Genomic DNA, 23,095 nt, shown 5'->3' on the forward strand with positions numbered 1-23,095 from the left:
CGGCAGCTCGGGGCAAACGCCTGACTGCGCCGCACGGGCTGGGCGGCGGCGATACGGGCGTCACCGTGCAGGACGACTTACCCCACCCGACGCCACGGCGAGCTCAGCCTTCCGGGGTCCAGCGGCCTTGTTTCAGCCTCAGGGCGTCCCGGCCAGGTCGCCGCTGGCCGGGAGCATACCGGACGTCTCCTCACCAGTGTCCGAGTCGGCCCCGACCGCTGGCGCCGCCGTGTCGGTCGCCGTGTCGAGGTACCGGGACCGGTTCGCCAGGTAGTCCCCGAAGATCTCCTCGACCTGCCCCAGCGAATCCACCTGGTGCAGTCGGGCCCGGAGCTTGGCCGACCCTGGCAGCCCCTTGCAGTACCACCCGAGGTGCTTCCGGAACTCGATCGCCGCCCCGCGCCGGTCCGCCTCGTAGACGTCGGCCATCCGGGCATGTTCGATCGCGATCGCGAACCGGGTCTCGACCGTGGGCGCCGCCGGCGGCGTCCGCCCCTCCAGGAGCGCGCGCGCCTGGGCGAAGATCCAGGGTTGGCCGAACGAGCCGCGGGCGATCATGACCGCGTCGCACCCCGTCTCGACCCGCATCCGGTACGCGTCCTGCGCGGTCTTGATGTCGCCATTGCCGATCACGGGAATCGAGAGCGCGGCCTTCACGGCGGCGATCTCGTCCCAGTGCGCATGCCCGCTGTACATCTGCGTGCGGGTGCGCGGGTGCAGCGCCAGCACCTGCGCACCGGCGTCCTGGCACCGCAGGGCGATCGTGACCGGGTCGCGCATCTCCTCGTTCCAGCCGCTGCGCACCTTGACGGTGACCGGCAGGTGTGTGTTGCGCGCCACCGCCCTGATCACCGTCTGGACGAGGTCCAGGTCGCGCAGGCAGCCGGAGCCGCCGTTCCGGCGCACCACCTTCTTCACCGGACAGCCGAAGTTGATGTCGACGAAGTCAGGGTGGAACAGATCGGTCACCAGCGCCGCTGCCTCGCCCATCGCTTGCGGGTCGGCACCGAAGATCTGGACCCCGATCGGGTGCTCCTCGGGGAGGAACCGGAGCTTGGCGATGGTCGCGTCGTTCTCGCGCCGGATGCCCTCGGCCGAGAGGAACTCGGTCACGACGACATCCGCCCCATGCGCACGGCAGAGCCGCCGGAACGGGGACTCGGAGACACCCGCCATGGGCGCGAGGAAGAGCGGGACGTCGTGGCCGACGGGGTACGGAAACTTCATCCCGGAAGATACCCGGGCCGGGCAACTCCGTGCAGTTTCATCGTTTGACACCCCCTGCAGCGTCGGGTACCTTCGCCTGTTCGTCCGGGGTCGAATCACCTGCCCCGCCACCTGTTCGATGCGGCTCGGCGCCGGCGGCCGACTCAAGGAACCCGATGGAACTGCGCGAGTTCTTCTCCCTGGACGCGGTACAGCTCGACCTGCAGGGCAGCACCAAGGACGACGTGCTGAAGGAGCTCATCGGGCTGCTGAAGCTCGACGAGAAGTCCGAGGGCATGCTCTTCAAGATGCTGAAGCGCCGTGAGAACCTGGGCTCGACCGGCATCGGCCGCGGGATCGCGATCCCGCACAGCCGCTCCCTCGTCGTCAACAAGCTCCGCGTGGCGTTCGGCCGGAAGATCGACGGGGTGGATTTCAAGGCGATGGACGACAAGCCCGTGAACTTCCTGTTCCTGATCGTGGCGCCGCCGCTCGAGGTGTCCAACCAGTACCTCCCGGTGCTCGGGAAGATCGCGCAGTTCGGCAAGGAGCCTGACGTCCCCGAGCGCCTGCATTCCCTGTCGACGGCCGAGGATTTCATGAGCCTGCTCGCCGAGAAGAACCTCTAGCGGGCTGGACCTTTCGTCGCGGCGGGCGGCCTCGCCCACGCGCCTCGCAGGGACTCGGATGATGTGACGAGGCGGTATCGGGGACAGTCCTTCCCGGCATGCCGCACCCGACCCAGGCCGCCCACCGGAGCGACATCGACGGCCTGCGAGCCCTCGCCGTCCTGCTCGTCATCGTGCACCACGTCGCGCCCGGCGTCCTGCCGGGCGGATTCGCCGGGGTGGACGTCTTCTTCGTCATCTCCGGCTTCCTGATGACGGGGATCATCGATCGTGCGCAGCGTGACGGGTCGTTTTCGTACCTGACCTTCATGTGGCGCCGCGCGCGGCGCATCGTGCCGCCACTGGTGGTCGTCCTGGCGGCGACGCTCCTTGCCGGCGCCTGCGTGCTGACCGCGCCGGAGTTCACTGCGCTCGGCCGCCACGCCATCGCGGGCAGCCTCTCGGCATCGAACATCCTGCTCCTCACCGAGAGCGGCTACTTCGACACCGCCGCCGCACTGAAACCGCTGCTGCATCTCTGGTCGCTCGGCGTGGAGGAGCAGTTCTACCTCCTCTGGCCGCTGCTGCTGGCGGTGATGCCATCCCGGCACCGCGGGCGGCTGCTGGCCGTGCTGGCGCTCTCGGCGTCGTCATTGCTGGTGAGCGAGGGCCTGGCCTACGACGCTGCCGCCGAGGGGTTCTACCTGCTGCATTCGCGGGCCTGGGAATTCGGGCTCGGTGGCACACTGGCGCTCCTTCCGCCGCTGCCCGCGCGCCTGGCGGCGCGCCACCCGGTGCACGCCCGCCACCTGCTGGATGCGATCGGCGGTCTTGGCATCCTGCTGCTGCTCGCCACGGCTACGCAGCTGGATGGCACTGCGGCCTGGCCCGGCGTGGCGGCGTTGCCGGTGGTGCTCGGCACGGTGTTCGTGATCGCGGCCGGCGCGACCGCGCTGCCGAACCGGGTGCTGCTCGCATCACCCGCCGCGCGCTGGATCGGGGAGCGCAGCTACGCGCTCTACCTGTGGCACTGGCCGCCGTTGGCGTTCCTGCATATCCTCGCGACGGAACGCGGCATGTCACCTGACGCGCTGCTGGCGTGGTCCACTGCGCTCATGGTGCCGGCGGTGGTCCTCGCACACCTGTCTCTCGCGTTCCTCGAGCGGCCGTTGCGGCGCCGTGCGGTGGCGACCGAGCGCACGACACGGATCGGTGTGCGCCACCTGCGCCCGTACGCATCGGCGCTGGCCGGTGTGGCCGTCGCCGGTGTGCTGGTGATCGGGGGGCGAGGCCTCCCGGCCCGCTACGGTGCGGCTGGTGTCGACGTCACGCGCCTCCTCACCGCCGCCTCGCCCGACTCCATCGTGACCTACGAGCGCGATGCCACCCATTGTCGCCTCGCCGACCGGGGATTCGCGACCTGGTGCCGGCGCGTGGGAGCCGGCGGATCGGGGATCGCCGTCTTCGGCGACAGCCATGCGGAGGTGATCTTCGCCGGACTGCACGCCGTCCGTGCCGCGCAGCCCATGCTGCTGACCGGCCGGAAGGGGTGCGCGCCGATCCTGCACACGGGTCCATTGCCGGTGGCGACGGCTGAGACCTGCCGGCGGTCCGCGCAACTGGCCCATGCCACGATCAGCGCCGACCGCGCGATCGGCACCGTGCTCATCGCGTCACGCGGTCCGGCGTATCTCTCCGGTGCTGGATACGGCACGGACTCGCTGCGTGCGGTGGTGCCGGTGTCGGGCGGTGACACCCTCGCGATGCGCCACGCGTTCGAGGATGGGTTGCTGCGGTCGATCGAGGGGTTCCGGCGCGCGGGTAAGCACGTGGTGCTCGTCCTCGGCGTGCCGGAGATGGGCTTCCTGCCCGACGAGTGCCTGGTCGGGCGTCCGTTCGGGTTGCGGCAGGTGCGCCGCCCCTGCGGCGTGCGCCGGGCGGACGTCGACCGGCGCAACGCCGCGTATCGCGCGCTCGTGCAGCGGGTCACGACGCTGGTGCCTTCGGTGGAGGTCTTCGATCCCACCGACGCCTTCTGTGACGCCGAGCTGTGTCGCGCCACCGATGCGGGCGCGGTGCTCTACAGCGACGGCAACCACCTCACGCTGGCGGGCAGCCGGATGGTCGCGGAGCGGCTGATGCCGTTGATCGTGCGCGCCACCGCACGGACGCAGGTGGCGGCGGCGCGCTGACCTGGCGACTCGCCGTCACTCCCACTCGATCGTCGCCGGCGGCTTCGAGGAGATGTCGTAGACCACGCGGTTCACGCCGTCCACCTCGTTGATGATGCGGTTCGAGATGCGGCCGAGCACGTCGTGCGGGAACGGGAACCAGTCCGCCGTCATGCCGTCGGTGCTGGTCACGGCGCGGAGCGCGATCACATGTTCGTACGTGCGTCCATCCCCCATCACGCCCACTGAGCGCACGGGGAGGAACACGGCGAATGCCTGCCAGATGTCGGGATACAGCCCGGCCGCGCGGATCTCCTCGAGGTAGATCGCGTCCGACTTGCGCAGGATGTCGAGCGCATGCTCGGTGACCTCGCCCAGGATGCGGATCGCGAGCCCGGGTCCGGGGAACGGGTGCCGCCCCACCATCTCCTCCGGGAGGCCCAGTTCACGGCCCACGTTGCGCACCTCGTCCTTGAACAGCTCGCGCAGCGGCTCGATCAGCTGGAACTGCATGTCGGGCTTCAGGCCTCCGACGTTGTGGTGCGTCTTGATCGTCGCCGACGGGCCGCCGGTCGCACTCACCGACTCGATCACGTCGGGATAGAGCGTGCCCTGCACGAGGAACTTCGCATCCTTGCCCGCATCGGCACTCGCCTGCTCGAACACGTCGATGAAGGTGTGCCCGATCCGCTTCCGCTTCACCTCGGGCTCGCCCTGCCCCGCCAGCGCGTCCAGGAACAGCCGCTCGGCCCGCACCGTGATCAGCCGGATTCCGAGGTGCGATGCGAAGGTGCGCTCCACCTGCTCGCGTTCGTGCAGCCGCAGCAACCCCGTGTCCACGAAGATGCAGGTGAGCTGCTCCCCGATGGCCTTGTGCACCAGCGCCGCAGCGACGGCGCTGTCCACGCCACCGGAGAGCCCGCAGATCACCTGCGCGTCCCCCACGCGCTCCCGGATCGCGGCCACCTGCTGGTCGATGAAATGGCCCGGCGTCCAGTCGGGCACGCAGTGGCAGACCTCGAACAGGAAGTTCTGGAGCATCTCCGCGCCGCGCACGCTGTGCATGACCTCGGCGTGGAACTGCACCGCGTGGATCGGCTTCGTGGCGTGCCGGAACCCGGCGACCGTGGTGCCGCTGCGCGCCGTCTGCACATAGCCCGGCGGGACGGTCTCGACATGGTCGCCGTGGCTCATCCACACCTGCGACCGGTCGCCGACCGCGAAGCCGGCGAACAGCCCCGCCGATTCCATCACCTCGACATCGGCACGGCCGTACTCCCGGCGGCCGCCACCGATCACGCGGCCGCCCTGCAGGTGCGCGATCAGCTGCATTCCGTAGCAGACGCCGAGCACGGGGGCCACGTCGAGGAGGGCCGGGTCGATCGTGGGGGCGCCGGCGTCGGTCACCGAGCTCGGGCCACCACTGAGGATGATCCCGGTCGGCTGCCAGTCCCGGATCCACGCCAGGCTGCGCGTCGCCGGGTGGATCTCCGAGAACACCCGGGCCTCGCGCACGCGGCGCGCGATGAGCTGCGTGAACTGCGACCCGCAATCGAGGATCAGGATACGGCTGCTCAACGGGTGCTCCAGTTGGACTCGGTCAACTTGATGATCTCGACCTGTCGGGATTCGAGGTCGAGGATGGCGGCGGTCGGCGCCCCGTGCAGCCAGCCGCAGGCCTCGCCGGGATTGACGAGCAGCGTGGTGCCGCGGGTCTTCATCTCCTCCCGGTGGGTGCAGCCGTGGATCACGATGTCGTGCGCCTCGATCGAGCGCGCGGCGGCCTCGTTGATGTCGTGCACCACGAGGATGCTGCGACCCATCAGCTCGAAGCTGTGCGGCGACTCGAAGAGCTCCGAGCCGAGGCCGGTCATGGCCATCGCCCGCAGCGCCTCGTGGTCGCCGTCGTTGCGCCCGAACACGCCGCTGAGCGCGAGCTGCAGGTCCTGGATCGGCCGCAGGCTGAAGGGCGCGCAGAAGTCGCCGGCATGGATCACGTAGCCCACGCCACCGGCCGCCATCCGCTTCGCCAGCTCCGCCACCGCGTCCACGCGGTCGTGTGTGTCGGACATCAGGCCGATGCGCATCAGGCACCTCTCCAGTCGGGGATGGCGCGCTCGTTGCGCACGAGGTCATCCAGCGTCTCGCGTGCGGTCACCACCCCCCACCGGTCGCCGTCCACCAGCACCTCGGCGGCGCGCGGGCGCGAGTTGTAGTTCGAGCTCATGACGTAGCCGTAGGCGCCGGCGGTGCGCACGGCCAGCAGCGTGCCCGCGCCGACGTCCGGCATCTCGCGGTCGAGGGCGAGGAAGTCGCCACTCTCGCACACGGGACCCACCACGTTCACCACCTGCGGGCGGGCCGCGGTGGGCAGCACCGCCTCGATGCCATGGTGTGCCTCGTAGAGCGACGGGCGGATCAGGTCGTTCATCCCCGCGTCGGTCACCATGAACTGCGTGCCGCCGCTGGCCTTGCGGTACAGCACCGCGGTGAGCATCACCCCGGCATCCGCCACCAGGAATCGCCCCGGTTCCACGATGATGTCCACGCCGGCATCACCGAACGTGTCGCGCAGCACGGCGGCGAAGGCGTCCAGGTCGGCCGCCGGCTCGCCATCGTGGTACGCGATCGGGAACCCGCCCCCCACGTCAACCGTGGTGACGGTCGTGATGCCGCTGGCCCGGACCGCCTCCAGCAGCCCCCGCAGCCGGCGCTGCGCGTCCGCGAACGCGTTCACGTCGCCGATCTGCGAGCCGATGTGCATGTCGAGCCCCACCAGCGCGATCCCCGGCAGCGCGGCGGCGCGCGCCGCCACCGCCACGCCACGGTCGATGGCGATGCCGAACTTCGTGCCCTCCTCACCGGTGGCGATGTAGGCGTGTGCCGCGGTCACGTCGCCGACCCCGGGATTGATGCGCAGCGCCACCGGGGCCACCACGCCGCGGGCGGCCGCCACCGCCGAGAGGAGCTCCAGCTCCTCCTCGCTCTCGACATTGAAGCAGCGGACGCCGATCTGCAGGCCATGCTCCATCTCGGCACGCGTCTTCCCGACGCCGGCGAAGACGATGTCCGCACCGCCGAACCCCGCCAGCACGGCGCGGTGCAGCTCACCCGACGACACCACGTCCACGCCCCCCCCGCACGCGCGCACGATCGCGAGCAGCGCGAGGTTGGAGTTCGCCTTCATCGCGTAGTGGATGTGCACCGGCAGGCCGGCCAGCGCCGACGCCAGGCGCGCGTAGGCGGCCCGGACGGCGGTGGCCGAGTAGACGTACACCGGCGTGCCCACGGCGGCGGCAACGCTGGTGAGCGACACGTCATCGCACGCCAGCACGCCGTCGCGGCGGTGGAACCCCGCCGTCAGTACGCCTTCGCCCATATCACCTCGTGGCGTGCCGGCTCGCCGGTCACCATGCACCGTGCCGGGGCCGGCGTCGAGCGGAACTCGGCGTCGGGAATGCAGCGGATCGTGGCCTTGGTCTCCTCCTTCACCCTGGCCTCCACCGCCGGATCGCCGTTCCAGCCGGCATACACGAAGCCGCCCGGGCCGTCCATGATCTCCTTGAACCGGTCATAGCTGATCTCGCCCCGATGGCTGTGCGCCTCGCGACGCGCGGTCGCCGCCGCGAACATGTCGGCCTGCATCGTGTCGAGCATCGCGTGGATCGTCCCGAGCACGCCGTCGAGCGACACCGGGTGCTTGCCCTTCACGTCGCGCCGCACCAGCACGCACTGGTTTGCCGCCACGTCGCGCGGGCCGATCTCCATCCGGATCGGGATGCCCTTCAGCTCCCAGTGGTAGTACTTCGCGCCCGGCTTGATGCCCACGCGATCGTCCACGTGCGCCGTGATGCGCCCCTCCAGGCCCCGTTCGCGACCGCTGATCTCCGCCTTCACGCGGTGCGCCGTCTCGATCACCAGCGTGCGCTCCTCGTCGGTCTTCCAGATCGGCACGATCACCACCTCGATCGGCGCCAGCCTTGGCGGGATCTGCAGGCCGTTGTCGTCACCATGCGTCATCACCAGCCCGCCGATCATCCGCGTGCTCACGCCCCAGCTCGTGTTCCATGCATGCGCAATGCCGCCGTCCTCGGCCTGGAACGTGAGGTCGAATGCCTTCGAGAAGTTCTGCCCGAGGTTGTGCGAGGTCCCCGCCTGCAGCGCGCGGTTGTCCTGCATCATCGCCTCACACGAGTAGGTGCGCAGTGCGCCGGCGAACCGCTCACTGTCCGTCTTCTGGCCGGTCACCACCGGCATCGCCATCCACTGCTCCATGAAGGTGCGGTACACCCCGAGCATCTGCCGCGTCTCCGCCTCGGCCTCGTCGTGCGTGGCATGGGCCGTGTGCCCCTCCTGCCAGAGGAACTCGGTGGTGCGCAGGAAGAGGCGCGTGCGCATCTCCCAGCGGACGACGTTGGCCCACTGGTTGTACAGGAACGGCAGGTCGCGGTAGCTCTGCAGCCACTTCGCGAACATGTGGTAGATGATCGTCTCCGACGTCGGGCGCACCACCAGCGGCTCCTCGAGCTTCGAGCCGCCACCATGCGTGACGACCGCCAGCTCCGGCGCGAAGCCCTCCACGTGGCTCGCCTCCTTCTTCAGGAAGCTCTCCGGGATGAACAGCGGGAAGTAGGCGTTCCGGTGCCCGGTGGCCTTGAACATCTGGTCGAGCGCAAGCTGCATGCGCTCCCAGATGCCGTAGCCGTCCGGGCGGATCACCATGCAGCCGCGCACGGGGGAGTAGTCTGCCAGCTCGGCCTTCAGCACCAGTTCGTTGTACCACGCGCTGAAGTCCTCGGCGCGGGTCGGAAGCTTCTTGTCGTCGCTCATGCTGCTCCGTCGGTGCGGAGGCGCACCGGAGTGTGATGTGGCAAACCGCGCGTCACTGCGCTTCGAGCCAGGTGACGAGGTCGATCTTCGTTTCACTGCCGGTCGTGAGGTCACGCAGCACGGCGTCGTTCGGTGCGTCGCTCTGGAGGATCACGGCCTGTGTCGCGCCGGCGCTCACGGCCGCCTTCAACTGCTTGGTGACCTGCTGTGGCCGCAGCGCATACTCGACGCGGCGGCCGGCGCGGCGCAGTGACCCGACCACGCGCTGCACGAGGTCGACGTCCGACGGATCGCTCGTCGCCACCCAGATCTCCGGGCCGGCCGGTGCCGATGGCAGCAGCCCGCGGTCGCGCAGCAGCTCGCCCAGCACCACGTCACCCCAGCCGAATCCCGCCGCGGGCATGTCCACGTTGCCCAGCGCCTTCAGCAGGCCGTCGTATCGTCCACCACCGCAGACCGCGCGCAATTCACCCTTGGCGTCGAACACCTCGAAGACGAGGCCCGTGTAGTACGCGAGGCCACGCACGATCGTCAGGTCGAGCTGGATCCAGCGAAACGCCGGCTCACCGATCAAGGCTGACACCATCCGCAGCGTCTCGGTGAGCGCCTCGTAGTGTGTCGCGACCTCGGCGTTGCCCAGCATCGGGAGCAGGCGTCCCGCTGGCGTCAGGGACGGAGCCTCCACCAGCAGCGACAGCAGCGACTCGACCTGCCCGGCCGAGCAGCCCGCGGTCGTCAGTTTCTCGATCGAGAGCTCACGCGGCTGCCGGTCGAACTTGTCGAGCACCGCGTAGATCGCCGGAATGCGGTCATCCGGATTGCCCATGGCGCGCAGCAGCACGTCGAGCAGGCGCCGATCCGACAGGCGCACGCGCACGTCGTCGCTGGTCAGCCCGAACTCGCGCAGCATGTCGATCACCAGTGCCAGCAACTCCGCGTCGGTGGACGCACCCCCGTCGCCGAAGATGTCCGCATTCAGCTGGAAGTGCTCGCGCAGGCGCCCGCGCCCCGGCCGCTCGTACCGGAAGAGCTGCGGGATCGAGAACCAGCGCACCGGCTTCCGCAGCGCATTGGCCTGCGCCGCCACCATCCGCGCCACTGTCGGCGTCATCTCGGGGCGCAGCGCGACGTCACGCCCCCCCTTGTCCACGAAGGCGTAGAGCTGGTCCACGATCTCGGCACCACTCTTCTTCGTGTACAGCTCGAGTGGCTCCAGCGGCGGGCCGTCGTACTCCACGAAGCCGTAGCGGGTCGCCACCCGTCGCCAGGTCGCGAAGATATGCGCGCGCTCGGCGAAGGCCGGCGGGTAGAAGTCGCGAAACCCGTTCAGGGGGCGGATCGATGCCATCGTGCAACTTACCCGGCCAGAGGATCGATCTCCAACCGCTGCATCGCGTCGCCGACCGTGTGAAATGAGCCGGTCACGAGCACGGTGGCCGCGCCACTGGCCGCCTGCCCAAGTGCGGCGCCGAAGTCGGGCACCACGTGTATCGCCACGCGGACTCCGGCGCGTGCACGTGCGAACGCCGCCACCTCCGCCAGCGGCCAGCGCCGGCTCGCGGGCGCCGTGGGGGCGTCGGTCAGCCACAGTGCATCGAGGTGCGGCAGCAGCGCCTCGAGCATCGCGCGCCAGTCCTTGTCGGAGAGCACGCACACCACGGCGGCCAACGGGCGCGGCAGGGCCACCGCCGCGAGTGAACGCGTCACGGTGGCAATGCCGTCCGCGTTGTGCGCCACGTCGAAGAGCCAGCGTCCGGTGCGCTGGAAGCGACCGGCCAGCCGCGTGGCGCTGACGCCGTCCGACAGCGACGCGTTGGTGGGGGTCCACGGTGCACCCGCGGCACGCAGCATCGTCACCGCGGTCGCCACGTTCTGCGACTGGTGCATCCCCATCAGCGAACTCGTCAGTTCAAGTCGCTCGCGACCGTCGCGGAACGTCATCCGGGTCCCGTCGGCCGTCAGCCCGGCGGACTCCAGCGGCAGCGCGTCCTGTGCCACCGTGACCGTCGAGGCACCAGCGCGGCGGGCGGCCTCGCGGAGCTTGTCCACGACGGCCGGATCACGGTCGCCGATCACGGCCGGTACGCCGGCCTTGAAGATCCCGGCCTTCTCGAGCGCGATCGCTGACAGGGTGTCACCGAGGTACTCCCGGTGGTCCAGGCCGATGGCCGTCACCCCGGAGACCAGCGGCGTCAGCACGTTGGTGGAGTCGAGACGCCCGCCAAGCCCGACCTCCACCACCGCGATGTCCACGCCGGCCTCCAGCAGCAGGTCGAACGCCATCACGGTGGTCGCCTCGAAGAACGTGGCGCCCAGCCGGTCGATGTCCCCGCGATGCTCCTCGAGCCACGCCAGGATCCGAGCCTGGTCCACGGCGGCGCCATTCACGAGCACCCGTTCACTGAAGTCCACCAGGTGCGGCGACGAGTAGCGACCGACGCGGAAGCCGGCCGCCTGCAGCACGGCATCCATGGTGGCGCAGGTGCTGCCCTTCCCGTTCGTGCCGGCGACATGCAGCGTCCGCAGACGCTCGTGCGGCGCACCACACGCCGCCAGCAGCGCGCGGGTGCGATCGAGGCCGAGGCGGACGCCCTGCGTCGTGCGTGCGGCGAGCGCCGCGATGGCCGCGCGGTAGTCCGGGGACGCCGCGCCGCCATCCGTCATCGTCGTCAGGCCGCCGACCAGCCTGTCGCCGCGGGCTTGCCGGTCATGTGCCGCAGCAGCCGGCCGACCGTCGCCTTCAGTTCGTGGCGGTGCACCACCGCGTCGAGCATGCCATGCTCCAGCAGGAACTCCGCCGTCTGGAAGCCGTCCGGCAGGTCCTGCCCGATGGTCTGCTTGATCACGCGCGGGCCGGCGAAGCCGATCACGGCCCCGGGCTCCGCAATGATCGCGTCGCCGAGCATCGCGTAGCTCGCACTCACGCCACCCGTGGTCGGGTTGGTGAGGATCGAGATGTACGGGATGCGGCGTTCCGCCAGCATCGACAGCATGGCCGAGACCTTCGCCATCTGCATCAGCGAGAGGACGCCCTCCTGCATGCGCGCCCCGCCGGAGGCCGACACGATCACCAGCGGGAACTTCTTCTCGAGCGAGTGCTGCCCGATCCGCGCCAGCTTCTCGCCCACCACGGACCCCATCGAGCCGCCCATGAAGGCGAAGTCCATCGCGCCCACGTTCAGCGGCATCCCGGCGATCCGCCCGGTGGCCGTGATCACGGCGTCCTGGTCACCGGCATTGCCGAGCGACTTCTTCAGGCGCGCCGGGTAGTCGGGGAAGCTGAGGGGATCCGTCGAGCGGAGGTCGGAATCGCGCTCGTCGATCGTCTCCTCGTCGAGGAGGATCGAGAGGTAGTCGGCGGCCCGGATGCGACGGTGATAGTCACAGTTCGGGCACACGTTGAGGTTCCGCTCGAAGTTGTCGCGGATGTCCGTGTGCCCGCAGGCCTCGCACTTCACCCACGCATCGCGCGGGATCTCGAGCTTCTCGCGCCGGGGCTGCCGGGGCTTCTTTTCCTTGCGGAACCATGCCATCCCGAAATCTCGCCCCGAGACGGGGGTTGGGCAACGGTCCGGGTTGCCACGGCGCCCAGGGTCTCGGGACGCCGGCATCGCCAGATGGCGGGCCGCCCGCCGTCAGATGGCAGCCAGGTCACCCCGGCCGCGGCCTTCCCCGGAGATCCGCATCAGGATCCCGACCGAGAGCCAGGAGGCCAGCATGAAGCTGCCACCGTAGCTGAAGAACGGCAGCGGGATGCCGGTGATCGGCATCAGGTTCAGCGTCATGCCGACGTTCTCGACCACGTGCACCAGCCAGCTGGCCAGCAGGCCGAAGGCGATCAGGCTGGCATAAGGATCGTTGGCCCGGCTCGAGATCCGGATCGCGCGCAGGAACAGCGCCACGAACAGCGTCAGCGCCAGTGTCACGCCGATGAACCCGAGCTCCTCGCCCACTACCGCAAAGATGAAGTCGGTCTCCTGCTCCGGCACGAAGTTGAGGCGCTTCTGTGTGCCGAGCGTGAACCCCTTGCCGAACCATCCTCCGGAGCCGATCGCCACCTGCGACTGGATCACGTGGTAGCCCGACGCCTTCGCATCGATGCTCGGGTCCAGGAACACCAGCAGGCGCTTCTGCTGGTACGGGGCGAGCTTCTCCCACAGGATGGGTGCCACCACGCCGGTCACGACGTTGATGCAGACCAGCACGATCCCCTCGATCAGGTACGGCCGGTACAGCCAGACCATGCCGAGCAGCAGCAGGAACCACGCCCCCCACAACCGCGTGCTGAACGCGAGCACGAGGCTGATCGCCGGGCTCGCGATCAGCAGCAGCAGGCGCCAGTTCACGCCCGACCAGAACAGCATCGCGAAAAAGATGCCGATGAAGACGATGCCGGTGCCGAGGTCGGGCTGCAGCATGATCAGCACCCACGGGATGCCGACCACCAGCGCCGGATGCCAGAGGTCCAGCAGCGACTCCGGGGGCTCGCGCCGGTTCGCCAGCACGCGCGCCAGCATCAGCACCACCGTGATCTTCGCCAGCTCCGCCGGCTGCCCGATCCGCATGCCGCCGATCACCAGCCAGCTCTTCGAGCTCGCCGCCGTGCCCGCGCCGCCGCCGAAGGCGAGCGTGAGCAGCAGCACCACCAGCGTCAGCACGTACGCGAACGGCGTGACCCAGTCCAGGAATCGCACCGAGGCGCGGCTGGCGCCGAACGCGGCCAGCACCGCCACCACCAGCCAGACGCTCTGTGTCTTCCACAGGTTCGCCACGAACGTCATCGTGTCGGTCTGGCCCGCCGAGTACACCATCGAAACGCCGAAGAGACTCAGTGCCAGTGCGGTCAGCACCAGCGGGAGGTCGGGGATGCGCCTGGTCATTCGGTGGTCACCACCGGTGCCGTGGCCGCCTTCAGGTATCGCGCCATCACCTTGGTCGCGATGCGGGCGGCCACGTAGCCGTGCTCACCGTACTCCACGAACACCCCCACCACGATGCGCGGCCGCTCGGCCGGTGCGAAGCCCATGAACCAGGCATGGTCGGGATGCGGCGGATTCTGCGCGGTGCCCGTCTTGCCGGCCACCGTGATGCCCTCCACCCGCGCGCTGTTGGCCGTGCCACGGCTGCTCACCACGCCGGCCATCGCCAGCCGCAGCCCCTGCATCTGGGCCTCGGTCAGGTTCATGATCTGCACCCGCTCGGGATTGCGCGACACGATCTCCGGGCGCGCCGCCTTGCCGTCGGTGGCCAGCGCGGTGTAGAAGCGCGCCATGTTGATCAGCGTCTGCGCATTCTCGCCCTGCCCGATCGACAGGTTCAGCGCCACCGAACCGGCCACCCAGCCGCGTGTGCCATACCGCTCGTTGAAGTAGTTCTGCGCATCGGGCGGGAACTGCGGCTGCGTCTCGTTCGGCAGGTCGACGCCGGACCGCTCGCGCATCTTGAGTTTCAGCCCGCCCGCCACCAGGCGCGAGAGGCCGAGCTTCAACCCCACCTGGTAGAAGTACACGTCGCAGCTCTGCTCGATGGCCTGGCGCAGGTTGATGTTGCCGTGGCCCCGGTGGTTCCAGCAGCGGAAGTAGCGCCCGTAGCGATAGCCGCCGGTGCACGGCTGCGGCATGTAGTCGTCGAACTGCACGAGACCGGCTTCCATCGCCATCGCCGAGGTGGCGAGCTTCCAGGTCGAGGCGGGTGGATAGCGGCCCTGGATCACCTTGTTGTACAGCGGCCGGCGCGGGTCGGTGTTCAGTTCCCGCCAGTAATCGGCCGGGATGCCGCCCACGAACCGGTTCGGGTCGTACGTCGGCGCGCTGTGCAGTGCCAGCACGGCGCCATCGTTCGGGTCGAGGGCGACGACGCCGGCACGCAGCGAGTCGCCGAGCAGCTCCACGACGTACTTCTGCAGGTCCATGTCGATGTTCGTGCGCAGCGGCTTGGCCGCCTCGGGCTCCAGCTCGGCCCGCGCACCGGCATCGCGCACCACGCGGCCTCGCGCATCCACCTCCACGTACCGCATCCCCTCGCGGCCGCGGAGCTGCGCTTCATACGACCGCTCCAGCCCGCCCTTCCCGATCTGCTGGCCGGGCTTGTAGTCGTTGTGCATCGTGTCGGCGAGCTCGCGCTCCGTGACCTCGCCCGTGTAGCCCACGAACGCCGCCACCGCCGGACCGTCAGGGTAGTAGCGTTTCGGCGTGCTCTGGATGATCAGGCTCGGGTTCTCCACCCGGCGTTCCTCGAGCACGGCCACCACGTCGAACGGGGCGTCGGGCAGGATCACCGCGGGTCGCGTGGGATTCTTCCGCCACCGCCGAACCGCCGCCTCCACCTGATCGTCGGTGATCGGGATGATGTTCGTCAGCCGACGCATGGCGCTGCGCAGCGAATCCGCAGTGGGACTCAGCAGCGAGACCGCATACCCCGGCAGGTTCTCCGCGATGACGCGCCCGTTCCGGTCGTAGATGATCCCGCGCGGCGCCGCCAGCGGCACCTCGCGGAAGCGGTTCTGCTCGGCCTGCGCCAGGTACTCCTTGTTGCGGAGCACCTGCGCGCGGAAGAACGCCGAGATCAGCGCCAGGAACCCGGCACCGAGCAGCAGGCGCGCCACGGTGGCCCGGCGCGAGACGTCATTCGGGTGATAACTCATGCCGACGCCGGCTTGAGCAGCGGACGCAGGACGGTGAAGAGGACGGCGCCGACCAGCGCCGTCGCGGCGGCCGACAACGGTGCCCACACCAGCGCCGACACCGCGAAGCCGGTCTCGAACGAGCGCCCCGACAGCAGCAACCGGGTCAGCATCACGCCCCACGCACTGGCGAAGATCACCACGCCATCGAGCACGGCGTTCTCGGCGAAGAACGCCGCCTTGAGCCAGCTCGTGACGTAGCCGACGATCGTGAGGGCCAGCATGGCGCTGCCGAATCCGGCCGGTGACGCGGCGTCGGACGCCGCACCCATCAGCAGGCCCAGCACCGCACCCACGCCGGGCCGCACCCGGATCGCCATCAGCAGCAGCGCGAGCACGAGGAAGTCGATCTCGATGCGGTCCCCGAGCAACGGGCGGAGCACGAAATGCGCCACCACCAGCAGCAGCACGGCGATCGTCAGCCGGATCCAGTCGTAGAGGCCGCTCACCGCGTCCCTCTGCCCGGCGGAAGCCGGAAGGGATTCTCGGGCGGCTTCGGCGCACTGCGGCGCCGCGCTGCGGCAGAATCCGTGCGCGGCCGCGGCCGTGCCGTCGCGGGTGGGCGCGCCGCCGGCGGCGCGATCGTCGGTGTCGTGGCTGCGGGCGTGACCGCGGCGGGCACTCCGGCACCACTCGCCGGTGCCGCGGTCGCCGGACCCGGCGGCACCGGTGCGGGCGGCGCGGAATCACCCTCGACCCGCACGCCGCTGTCGCCGCGGTAGATCGCCGCCCGGCGCAGGGAGTCGAGCAGCGCGAGCTTCGCCAGCCGTTCCTGCACCACGCGCACCGAGTCGGCGATGAGTGAGTCACCGGCGGCGACGATCGCGCGCTGTGTCGCATCCGTCTGCGAGACACTGCTCCATGCACCGGCAACACCCGCCGCCGCGCGTGGCGGCAGGAGCACCACCGCCGCACTGGCATCGTCGGGTGAGACGATCGGGCGGATCAGGTACGTCCGCGCCCATCCCTCGATGGTCTTCGTCTCGCGCAACACCACGCCGATGGGGATGCCGCGGGGGAAGACGTTGCCGAGTCCCGAGCTCACGATCAGCGTGCCGGGCTTGAGTTCGCTGCGGAACGGCACGCCACGCATCTCCAGCAGGAAGCGGTCGGCCCCGCTGCCCAGGTGCGCGGCCACGATCCCGAACGCGGCACCATCGGTGGTCGTGGCGCTCACCCGGAAGTCCGGGTGCGTCCAGAGGATCGCCGTGGCCGAGTTGGCGGCCGCCGACGTCACCATGCCGATCAGGCCCTCGGGCACGACCAGCGGCGAGAACGCGCGCACCCCCGCGGCACTGCCGGCCGCCAGCAGCACCACATGCTCGTCGCCGCCGCGCGGGGGGTGCAGCAGCTCGGTAGCCACGAACCCCCACCCCAGCCGCTGCCCGAGGCCGAGCAGCGCACGCAGGCGATCATTCTCGGAGCGCAGCGGCTCGACGGCTTGCGATGCGAGCGCCAGGCTGTCCACGCGCGTGATCAGGCGGCCATGGTCGCTGATCGCGGAACGCCCCCGCTCCGCCCACGCCTGGGCACTCACCAGAGGGGCAACGACGCTCGAGCGCAGCGCGCCCTGCACACGATCACGCGCCGCGGTGGGCAGGACCAGCGCCGCCAGGGCGCACGCCACCGCCGCGCCGAGCAGCGCGAGGTCGGTGCGCGTTCCCGTGCGGGAGGTCCTCGCCATCCTGGACTCAGCTGCTCAGGACGGAGCGGTACTTCTCCTCATCATCAAGGATGCGGCCGCACCCGCGCACCACGCAGGTGAGCGGGTCCTCGTCCACATGGATCGGGAGGTTCGTCTCCTGGCTCAGCAGCAGGTCCAGCCCGCGGATCAGCGCACCGCCACCCGTCATCACGATGCCACGGTCCACGATATCCGATGCGAGCTCGGGCGGCGTGATCTCGAGCGCGCGGCGCACCGCGTCGACGATCTGCTGGATCGGCTCCTGGATCGCCTCGCGGATCTCCGAGGAGTGCACGCGCACCGTCTTCGGGATGCCGCTCACGAGGTCGCGTCCCTTCACCTCCATGTCGCGTTCCTCGCCGACGGGATACGCGCTGCCGATCTGGATCTTGATCTGCTCCGCCGTCGGCTCGCCGATCAGCAGGTTGTAGTTCTTGCGCATGAACTGCACGATCGACGTGTCGAGCTCGTCGCCACCGGTGCGGATCGACGTGTCGCTGACGATCCCGCTCAGCGCGATGACGGCGATTTCGGTCGTTCCGCCACCAATGTCGATCACCATGTTGCCGGTCGGCGTCTCCACCGGCAGGCCCACGCCGATCGCGGCGGCCATCGGTTCCGCCACCATGAACACTTCCTTCGCGCCGGCGCCCAGGGCACTGTCACGCACCGCGCGCTTCTCCACCTCGGTGATGCCGCTCGGCACGCACACGATCACGCGCGGCTTCACCTTGAACACATGGTTCTCGATGATCAGCGTGAGGAAGTAGCGGAGCATCTTCTCGGTCACGTCGAAGTCGGCGATCACGCCGTCCTTCAGCGGCCGGACCGCGATCACGCCGTCCGGCGTCCGGCCGAGCATCCGCTTGGCCTCCAGCCCGACGCCCTTGATCTTCTTGGTGTCGCGGTCGATGGCCACCACCGAGGGCTCGTTCAGGACGATCCCCTCCCCCTTCACGTAGATGAGGGTGTTGGCGGTTCCGAGATCTACGGCGATCGCGTTGGCCGGGAACAGGGAACCCGGCTTGAAGGGCCAGCGAAACGGCATCTATTGGCGCGGAAAGGGCCCGCATCGGCGGGCCAGACACAGGCGACGTGGACGGGACCAACGGCTTGTCGTACAACAACATACACGGTTGGCCATACCCGGTGAAGTGAGTCGGGATAGCCCCGCGGTGCCACACACCGCACCCCATCTGCACCGCGGCGGCGGCACCGCCCGTCGCGGTACCGCCGCCGCCCAGCCACCGGGTCGGGCGCCGGTGCTCAGGCCACGAACTGTGCCGGCTCGCTGAACGGCAGCCCGAAGGACTCGGCCACCGCACGGTACGTCGTCTGGCCGGCCGTCATGTTCAGCCCCTTCAGCAGCGCGCCATTCATCGCCAGCGCCTTCCGCCACCCATGCGTGGCCAGCAGCATCACGTACGGGAAGGTGGCGTTGGTGAGCGCCAGCGTGGACGTGCGCGGCACGCCCCCGGGCATGTTCGCCACGGCGTAGTGAATCACGCCCTCCACCGTGTACGTCGGGTTCTCGTGCGTGGTGGCGTGGATGGTCTCCACGCACCCGCCCTGGTCAACCGCCACGTCCACGATCACCGCCCCGGGCCGCATCCGCTTCAGGTCATCCTTCCGGATCAGCTTCGGCGCCTTCGCCCCCGGGATCAGCACCCCGCCGATCACCAGGTCCGCCGTCGAGATCTGGTCCAGGATATTGTGACGATTCGAGTGGATCAGCGACACGTTGGCCGGCATCACGTCGCTCAGGTAGCGCAGCCGCTCCAGCGACAGGTCGAGGATCGTGACCTTCGCGCCCATCCCGGCCGCGATCTTGGCGGCATTGGTGCCGACCACGCCGCCGCCCAGGATCACGACCTTGGCCGCCGGCACCCCCGGCACACCGCCAAGCAGCACCCCGCGGCCGCCGTACAGCTTCTCGAGGTACTTCGCCCCCTCCTGCACCGCCATCCGGCCCGCCACCTCGGACATGGGCGTCAGCAGCGGCAACTCCCGGGTCGGCAGCTCCACCGTCTCGTAGGCGATGCAGGTCGCACCGCTCGCCAGGTGCGCACGCGTCAGCGTCTCGTCGGCCGCGAAGTGCAGGTAGGTGAACAGCGTCAGGTCGGGACGCAGGTGCGGCCACTCGACGGCGATCGGCTCCTTGACCTTCAGGAGCAGCTCGGCGGCGGCCCAGGTGGAGGCGGCGTCGGGCATGATCGTCGCGCCCACCTCCGCGTAGTCCGCGTCACTGAAGCCGCTGCCCAGGCCTGCGCCGGTCTCGACATGCACGGCGTGGCCAGCAGCCACCAGCGCCTCGGCGCCGGCCGGCACCAGCGCAACGCGGTTCTCGTTCGTCTTGATCTCTTTCGGGACGCCGATCTTCATGGGACGGGAAGTTGACAGGAGTGGGGTTGGCCCGGTCGCGGTCACGCCGCGGCCACGGGCCCGAGGCTCAGGACACTGCACTGCGACGGATCCAGGAACGCCGCACAGGCCTCTCGCACCTGCGCCGGCGTGACGGCGTCCAGCTCCGCCAGGAGGGCGTCGAGCGGGCGGTACGGCTCGTCGTACAGCGCCACCTCCGCCGCGCGATAGAGCCGGGACGACACCCCCTCGAGCGACAGCACCAGCTGGCCCTTCAGCTGGCTGATCCCCGACGCGATCTCCTCGTCGGGCATGGCACCGGCCGCCACGCCGGCCATCACCCGGCAGACGACCTGGTACGCCTCGCGTGACTGCCCCGGCGCCGTGGCGAGATACACGCCGTGCTGCCCGTTGTCGAGGAACGTGTTGTAGAACGAGTACACGCTGTAGGCGAGCCCCAGCTCCTCCCGGACCTCCTGGAAGAGCCGTGAGCTCATCCCGCCCCCGAGCAGCGCCGAGGCCACCGACAGCGCATGCCGCCGCGGATCGCCGTGGCGCGGGGCCTCGCAGGCCAGCACGAGGTGCGTCTGGGCGATGTCCTTGCGCGGCACGTGGCCGTACGACTGGCCGATCACCTGCGGCGCGGGCGGGACCGGCAGCCACTCCGTGACACCGGCCGGCTGCCCTGCCCAGCCGGTCTCGTCCAGCACTTCCAGGAGCCGCTCGTGCGTCACGTTGCCCGCCGCCGCCAGGACCAGCTGCGGCGGGTGACAGGTGCGCTCGTGCAGCGCCCGCAGGTCGGCCACCGACAGCCGCTTCACCGTCGAGGGCGTCCCGAGGATCGCGTGCCCGTACGGATGCGACGGGTACATCCGATCGGCGTGCAGCTCGAAGACCACGTCGTCCGGCGTGTCGTCCACCATCGCGATTTCCTCGAGGATCACCTTGCGCTCCAGGCGCAGGTCCTCGTCGCGGAGCAGCGGGCGGAAGCAGAGCTCGAAGAGCACGTCGGCGGCCTGGGGCAGGTGCTCGTCGAGCACGCGTGCCTGGAACGACGTGTGCTCCCGCGTGGTGTATGCATCGAGCGAGCCGCCGAGCACCTCGAGCGACAGCGCCAGCGCCTTCGCGCTGTACTTCTGCGTGCCCTTGAACACCATGTGCTCGAGCATGTGGGCGATGCCCATCTGCTCGCGGCGCTCGTGCATGGAGCCCGAGCGCAGCCACGCCCCGATGGCAACTGACCGCACTCCCGGAACGTATTCCGAGAGCACGGTCAGGCCGTTCGGCAGCACCGTCCGCGAGACGCCTGTCTCAGGCGGCGTCGCGAGTGCGATCATTTACCGGCGCGGCGGGCGACCGCGCGAGCTGCCGCGGTCCCCACGATCTTCGCCACCGGACGACTCACGCGGCTCACGCGGCTCGCGCTCGACGTAGCCTTCCGGCTTCGGGAGCAGCGCCTTCATCGACAGGCGCAGGCGGCCACGCTCGTCGCGGTCCACCAGCTTCACCGTCACGCGCTCACCCTTCTTGAGCACGTCCTCGGTCTTGTCCACGCGCTCCCACTTGATCTCGGAGACGTGCAGCAGCGCCTCGGTGCCGGGCATGATCTCGACGAACGCGCCGAAGGCCGTGATGCTCTTGACGGTGCCTTCGTACGTGTCGCCGACGACCGGCTCCGCGGTGATGGCCTTCACCATCTGCTTCGCGCGCTCCATCGCCTCGCCGCCGACGGCGGCGATGGTGACGAGACCCGAGTCGTCCACGGTGAGTTCCGCGCCCGTCTCGTCCTGGATGCCACGGATCGTCTTGCCCTTCGGGCCGATCAGGTCGCCGATCTTCTCGGGGCTGATGGTCAGCGTGACGATGCGCGGGGCGTACTGCGACAGCTCGGCGTTCGGGGCGTTGAGTGCCTTCGCCATCTCGCCGAGGATGTGCAGGCGGCCTTCCTTGGCCTGCGCCAGCGCCTCGGTCATGATCTTCAGGTCGAGGCCGTCGATCTTGATGTCCATCTGGATCGACGTGATGCCGTGCTCCGTGCCGGCCACCTTGAAGTCCATGTCGCCGAGATGGTCTTCGGTGCCGAGGATGTCGGTGAGGATCGCGTACTTCTTCCCTTCCTTGATCAGGCCCATCGCCACACCGGCGACCGCCGCCTTGATCGGCACGCCCGCGTCATAGAGCGACAGCGAGCTTCCGCACACCGATGCCATCGAGCTGGAGCCGTTGGACTCGAGGATCTCGGACACGATGCGGACGGTGTACGGGAACTCCTCGAATGGCGGCAGCACGGCCTGGATCGCGCGCTCGGCGAGGTTGCCATGGCCGATCTCGCGACGGCTGGTGCCACGCATCGGCTTCGCTTCGCCGGTGCTGAACGGCGGGAAGTTGTAGTGGAGCATGAACGACTTCGTCTGCTCCTGCGGATCGTCGATCGAGTCGAGGCGCTGCACGTCGTTGCCGGTGCCGAGCGTGACCGCGACGAGCGCCTGCGTCTGTCCGCGGGTGAACAGCGACGAGCCGTGCACGCGCGGGAGCAATCCCGTCTCGATGGTGATCTGGCGCACTTCGTTCACCGCACGCCCGTCCACGCGCTTCTTGGTGTCGAGCACCTGGGCGCGCAGCGCGTCGTACTCCATGCCGTCGAGGATGCTGCCCGCATCCTTGCCCATGTCCGGCGTCTCGGCCACGATCTGCGCAGCGACCTCACGCTTGACCAGCTCGATCGCCTTCACGCGCGTGGCCTTGTCGGCCTGGTTCAGCGCCTTCGCGATGCGCTCCGAGGCCAGGTCGCCGACGCGCTTGACGAGATCCGCGGCAGGCTCGTGCTTCGCCCACGCCATCTGCTCCTTCGTGTCGGCCTTCGCGAGCAGCTCTTCCTGCATCGCGATCAGCTCCTTGATGCCCTTGTGCGCGACGGTGATCGCCTCGACCACATCGTCCTCGCTCACTTCCAGCGCACCGCCCTCGACCATCATGATCGAGTCCGACGAACCGGCGACCATCATGTCGATGTCGCTGTATTCGAGCTGCTGGAAGGTGGGGTTCAACACCCACTTGTCCTGGATCCGGCCGACGCGCACGCCCGCGATCGGCGTGTTCCAGGGCGCCTGCGACGATGCCAGCGCGAAGCTCGTGGCGAGCAGCGCGAGCGTGTCGGGCTTGTTCTCCTGGTCGGCCGAGATCACGTAGATCACGACCTGCACCTCATTCTGGAAGCCCTCCGGGAACAGCGGGCGGATCGAGCGGTCGACGATGCGACACGTCAGGATCTCGTTGTCCGAGGGACGGCCTTCACGCTTGATGTAGCCACCCGGGATCTTGCCGGCGGCGTAGGTCTTCTCCTTGTACTCGACCGTCAGCGGGAAGAACGGCAGGGAGCTCTTGTTCTCGCTGACCGTGACGGCGGCGAGCACCATCGTCTCGCCGTAGGTCACCAGCGCGGAGCCGGCGGCCTGCTTGGCCATGCGGCCGGTTTCGATGACGAGCTTGCGGCCCGCGAAGGTCTTCTCGATTCTCTGCATCACGTGTGGATTTCGGCTGCGGGAAACGCAAA

General features: G+C 69.4%; 18 protein-coding genes. 2 read left to right on the forward strand and 16 right to left on the reverse strand.

What is annotated here, in order from left to right; all coding sequences use genetic code 11:
- Positions 1-138: 138 nt before the first annotated feature.
- A complete protein-coding gene (dusB, locus tag IT355_03550) occupies positions 139-1,227 on the reverse strand; it encodes a tRNA dihydrouridine synthase DusB (GenBank protein ID MCC7052315.1) in 1,089 nt (362 codons plus the stop codon).
- Positions 1,228-1,382: 155 nt separating this feature from the next.
- Here dusB and IT355_03555 point away from each other — a divergent pair, with 155 nt between their 5' ends.
- Positions 1,383-1,835, forward strand: coding sequence for a PTS sugar transporter subunit IIA (locus tag IT355_03555; GenBank protein MCC7052316.1), 453 nt, complete (start codon positions 1,383-1,385; stop codon positions 1,833-1,835).
- Positions 1,836-1,933: 98 nt separating this feature from the next.
- Positions 1,934-4,006 carry an acyltransferase gene (locus IT355_03560; protein ID MCC7052317.1) on the forward strand — a complete coding sequence of 691 codons (2,073 nt, stop codon included), beginning with the start codon at positions 1,934-1,936 and terminating at the stop codon, positions 4,004-4,006.
- A 15-nt stretch (positions 4,007-4,021) separates the two neighbouring features.
- Here the strand turns inward: IT355_03560 and guaA are convergent, their stop codons facing one another.
- The 15 genes from guaA to IT355_03635 form a co-directional block, all read right to left on the reverse strand.
- Entirely contained in the window at positions 4,022-5,563 is a 1,542-nt protein-coding gene (gene guaA / locus IT355_03565) for a glutamine-hydrolyzing GMP synthase (protein MCC7052318.1), read from the reverse strand.
- A complete protein-coding gene (locus IT355_03570; protein ID MCC7052319.1) occupies positions 5,560-6,072 on the reverse strand; it encodes a metallophosphoesterase in 513 nt (170 codons plus the stop codon). Before IT355_03570 ends, guaA begins: the two co-directional genes overlap by 4 nt.
- Positions 6,072-7,364, reverse strand: a complete 1,293-nt coding sequence (gene lysA, locus IT355_03575; protein MCC7052320.1) for a diaminopimelate decarboxylase — start codon at positions 7,362-7,364, stop codon at positions 6,072-6,074. Before lysA ends, IT355_03570 begins: the two co-directional genes overlap by 1 nt.
- Positions 7,346-8,815 carry a proline--tRNA ligase gene (locus IT355_03580; protein ID MCC7052321.1) on the reverse strand — a complete coding sequence of 490 codons (1,470 nt, stop codon included), beginning with the start codon at positions 8,813-8,815 and terminating at the stop codon, positions 7,346-7,348. Before IT355_03580 ends, lysA begins: the two co-directional genes overlap by 19 nt.
- A gap of 52 nt (positions 8,816-8,867) precedes the next feature.
- Positions 8,868-10,163, reverse strand: coding sequence for a histidine--tRNA ligase (gene hisS / locus IT355_03585; GenBank protein MCC7052322.1), 1,296 nt, complete (start codon positions 10,161-10,163; stop codon positions 8,868-8,870).
- 8 nt (positions 10,164-10,171) lie between these two features.
- Positions 10,172-11,479, reverse strand: a complete 1,308-nt coding sequence (locus IT355_03590) for a bifunctional folylpolyglutamate synthase/dihydrofolate synthase (protein ID MCC7052323.1) — start codon at positions 11,477-11,479, stop codon at positions 10,172-10,174.
- A 5-nt stretch (positions 11,480-11,484) separates the two neighbouring features.
- Positions 11,485-12,348 (reverse strand): acetyl-CoA carboxylase carboxyltransferase subunit beta, encoded by an 864-nt coding sequence (locus tag IT355_03595; GenBank protein ID MCC7052324.1) that lies wholly within the window; start codon positions 12,346-12,348, stop codon positions 11,485-11,487.
- 102 nt (positions 12,349-12,450) lie between these two features.
- Complete coding sequence (gene rodA, locus IT355_03600) at positions 12,451-13,695, reverse strand: rod shape-determining protein RodA (GenBank protein ID MCC7052325.1); 1,245 nt, start codon at positions 13,693-13,695, stop codon at positions 12,451-12,453.
- Entirely contained in the window at positions 13,692-15,458 is a 1,767-nt protein-coding gene (mrdA, locus tag IT355_03605) for a penicillin-binding protein 2 (protein MCC7052326.1), read from the reverse strand. The genes rodA and mrdA overlap by 4 nt, the downstream gene beginning before the upstream one ends.
- Positions 15,455-15,946: a rod shape-determining protein MreD gene (mreD, locus tag IT355_03610; protein ID MCC7052327.1), complete on the reverse strand. Its 492-nt coding sequence runs from the start codon at positions 15,944-15,946 to the stop codon at positions 15,455-15,457. Before mreD ends, mrdA begins: the two co-directional genes overlap by 4 nt.
- Positions 15,943-17,181: a rod shape-determining protein MreC gene (locus tag IT355_03615; protein MCC7052328.1), complete on the reverse strand. Its 1,239-nt coding sequence runs from the start codon at positions 17,179-17,181 to the stop codon at positions 15,943-15,945. Before IT355_03615 ends, mreD begins: the two co-directional genes overlap by 4 nt.
- Positions 17,182-17,188: 7 nt before the next feature.
- Positions 17,189-18,229: a rod shape-determining protein gene (locus tag IT355_03620; GenBank protein ID MCC7052329.1), complete on the reverse strand. Its 1,041-nt coding sequence runs from the start codon at positions 18,227-18,229 to the stop codon at positions 17,189-17,191.
- 218 nt (positions 18,230-18,447) lie between these two features.
- Complete coding sequence (gene ald / locus IT355_03625) at positions 18,448-19,563, reverse strand: alanine dehydrogenase (protein MCC7052330.1); 1,116 nt, start codon at positions 19,561-19,563, stop codon at positions 18,448-18,450.
- 41 nt (positions 19,564-19,604) lie between these two features.
- A complete protein-coding gene (locus IT355_03630; protein MCC7052331.1) occupies positions 19,605-20,879 on the reverse strand; it encodes an insulinase family protein in 1,275 nt (424 codons plus the stop codon).
- Positions 20,880-23,063, reverse strand: a complete 2,184-nt coding sequence (locus IT355_03635) for a polyribonucleotide nucleotidyltransferase (GenBank protein ID MCC7052332.1) — start codon at positions 23,061-23,063, stop codon at positions 20,880-20,882.
- Positions 23,064-23,095 lie beyond the last annotated feature (32 nt).

The organism is Gemmatimonadaceae bacterium, from assembly GCA_020851035.1.
GTDB lineage: Bacteria > Gemmatimonadota > Gemmatimonadetes > Gemmatimonadales > Gemmatimonadaceae > JACMLX01.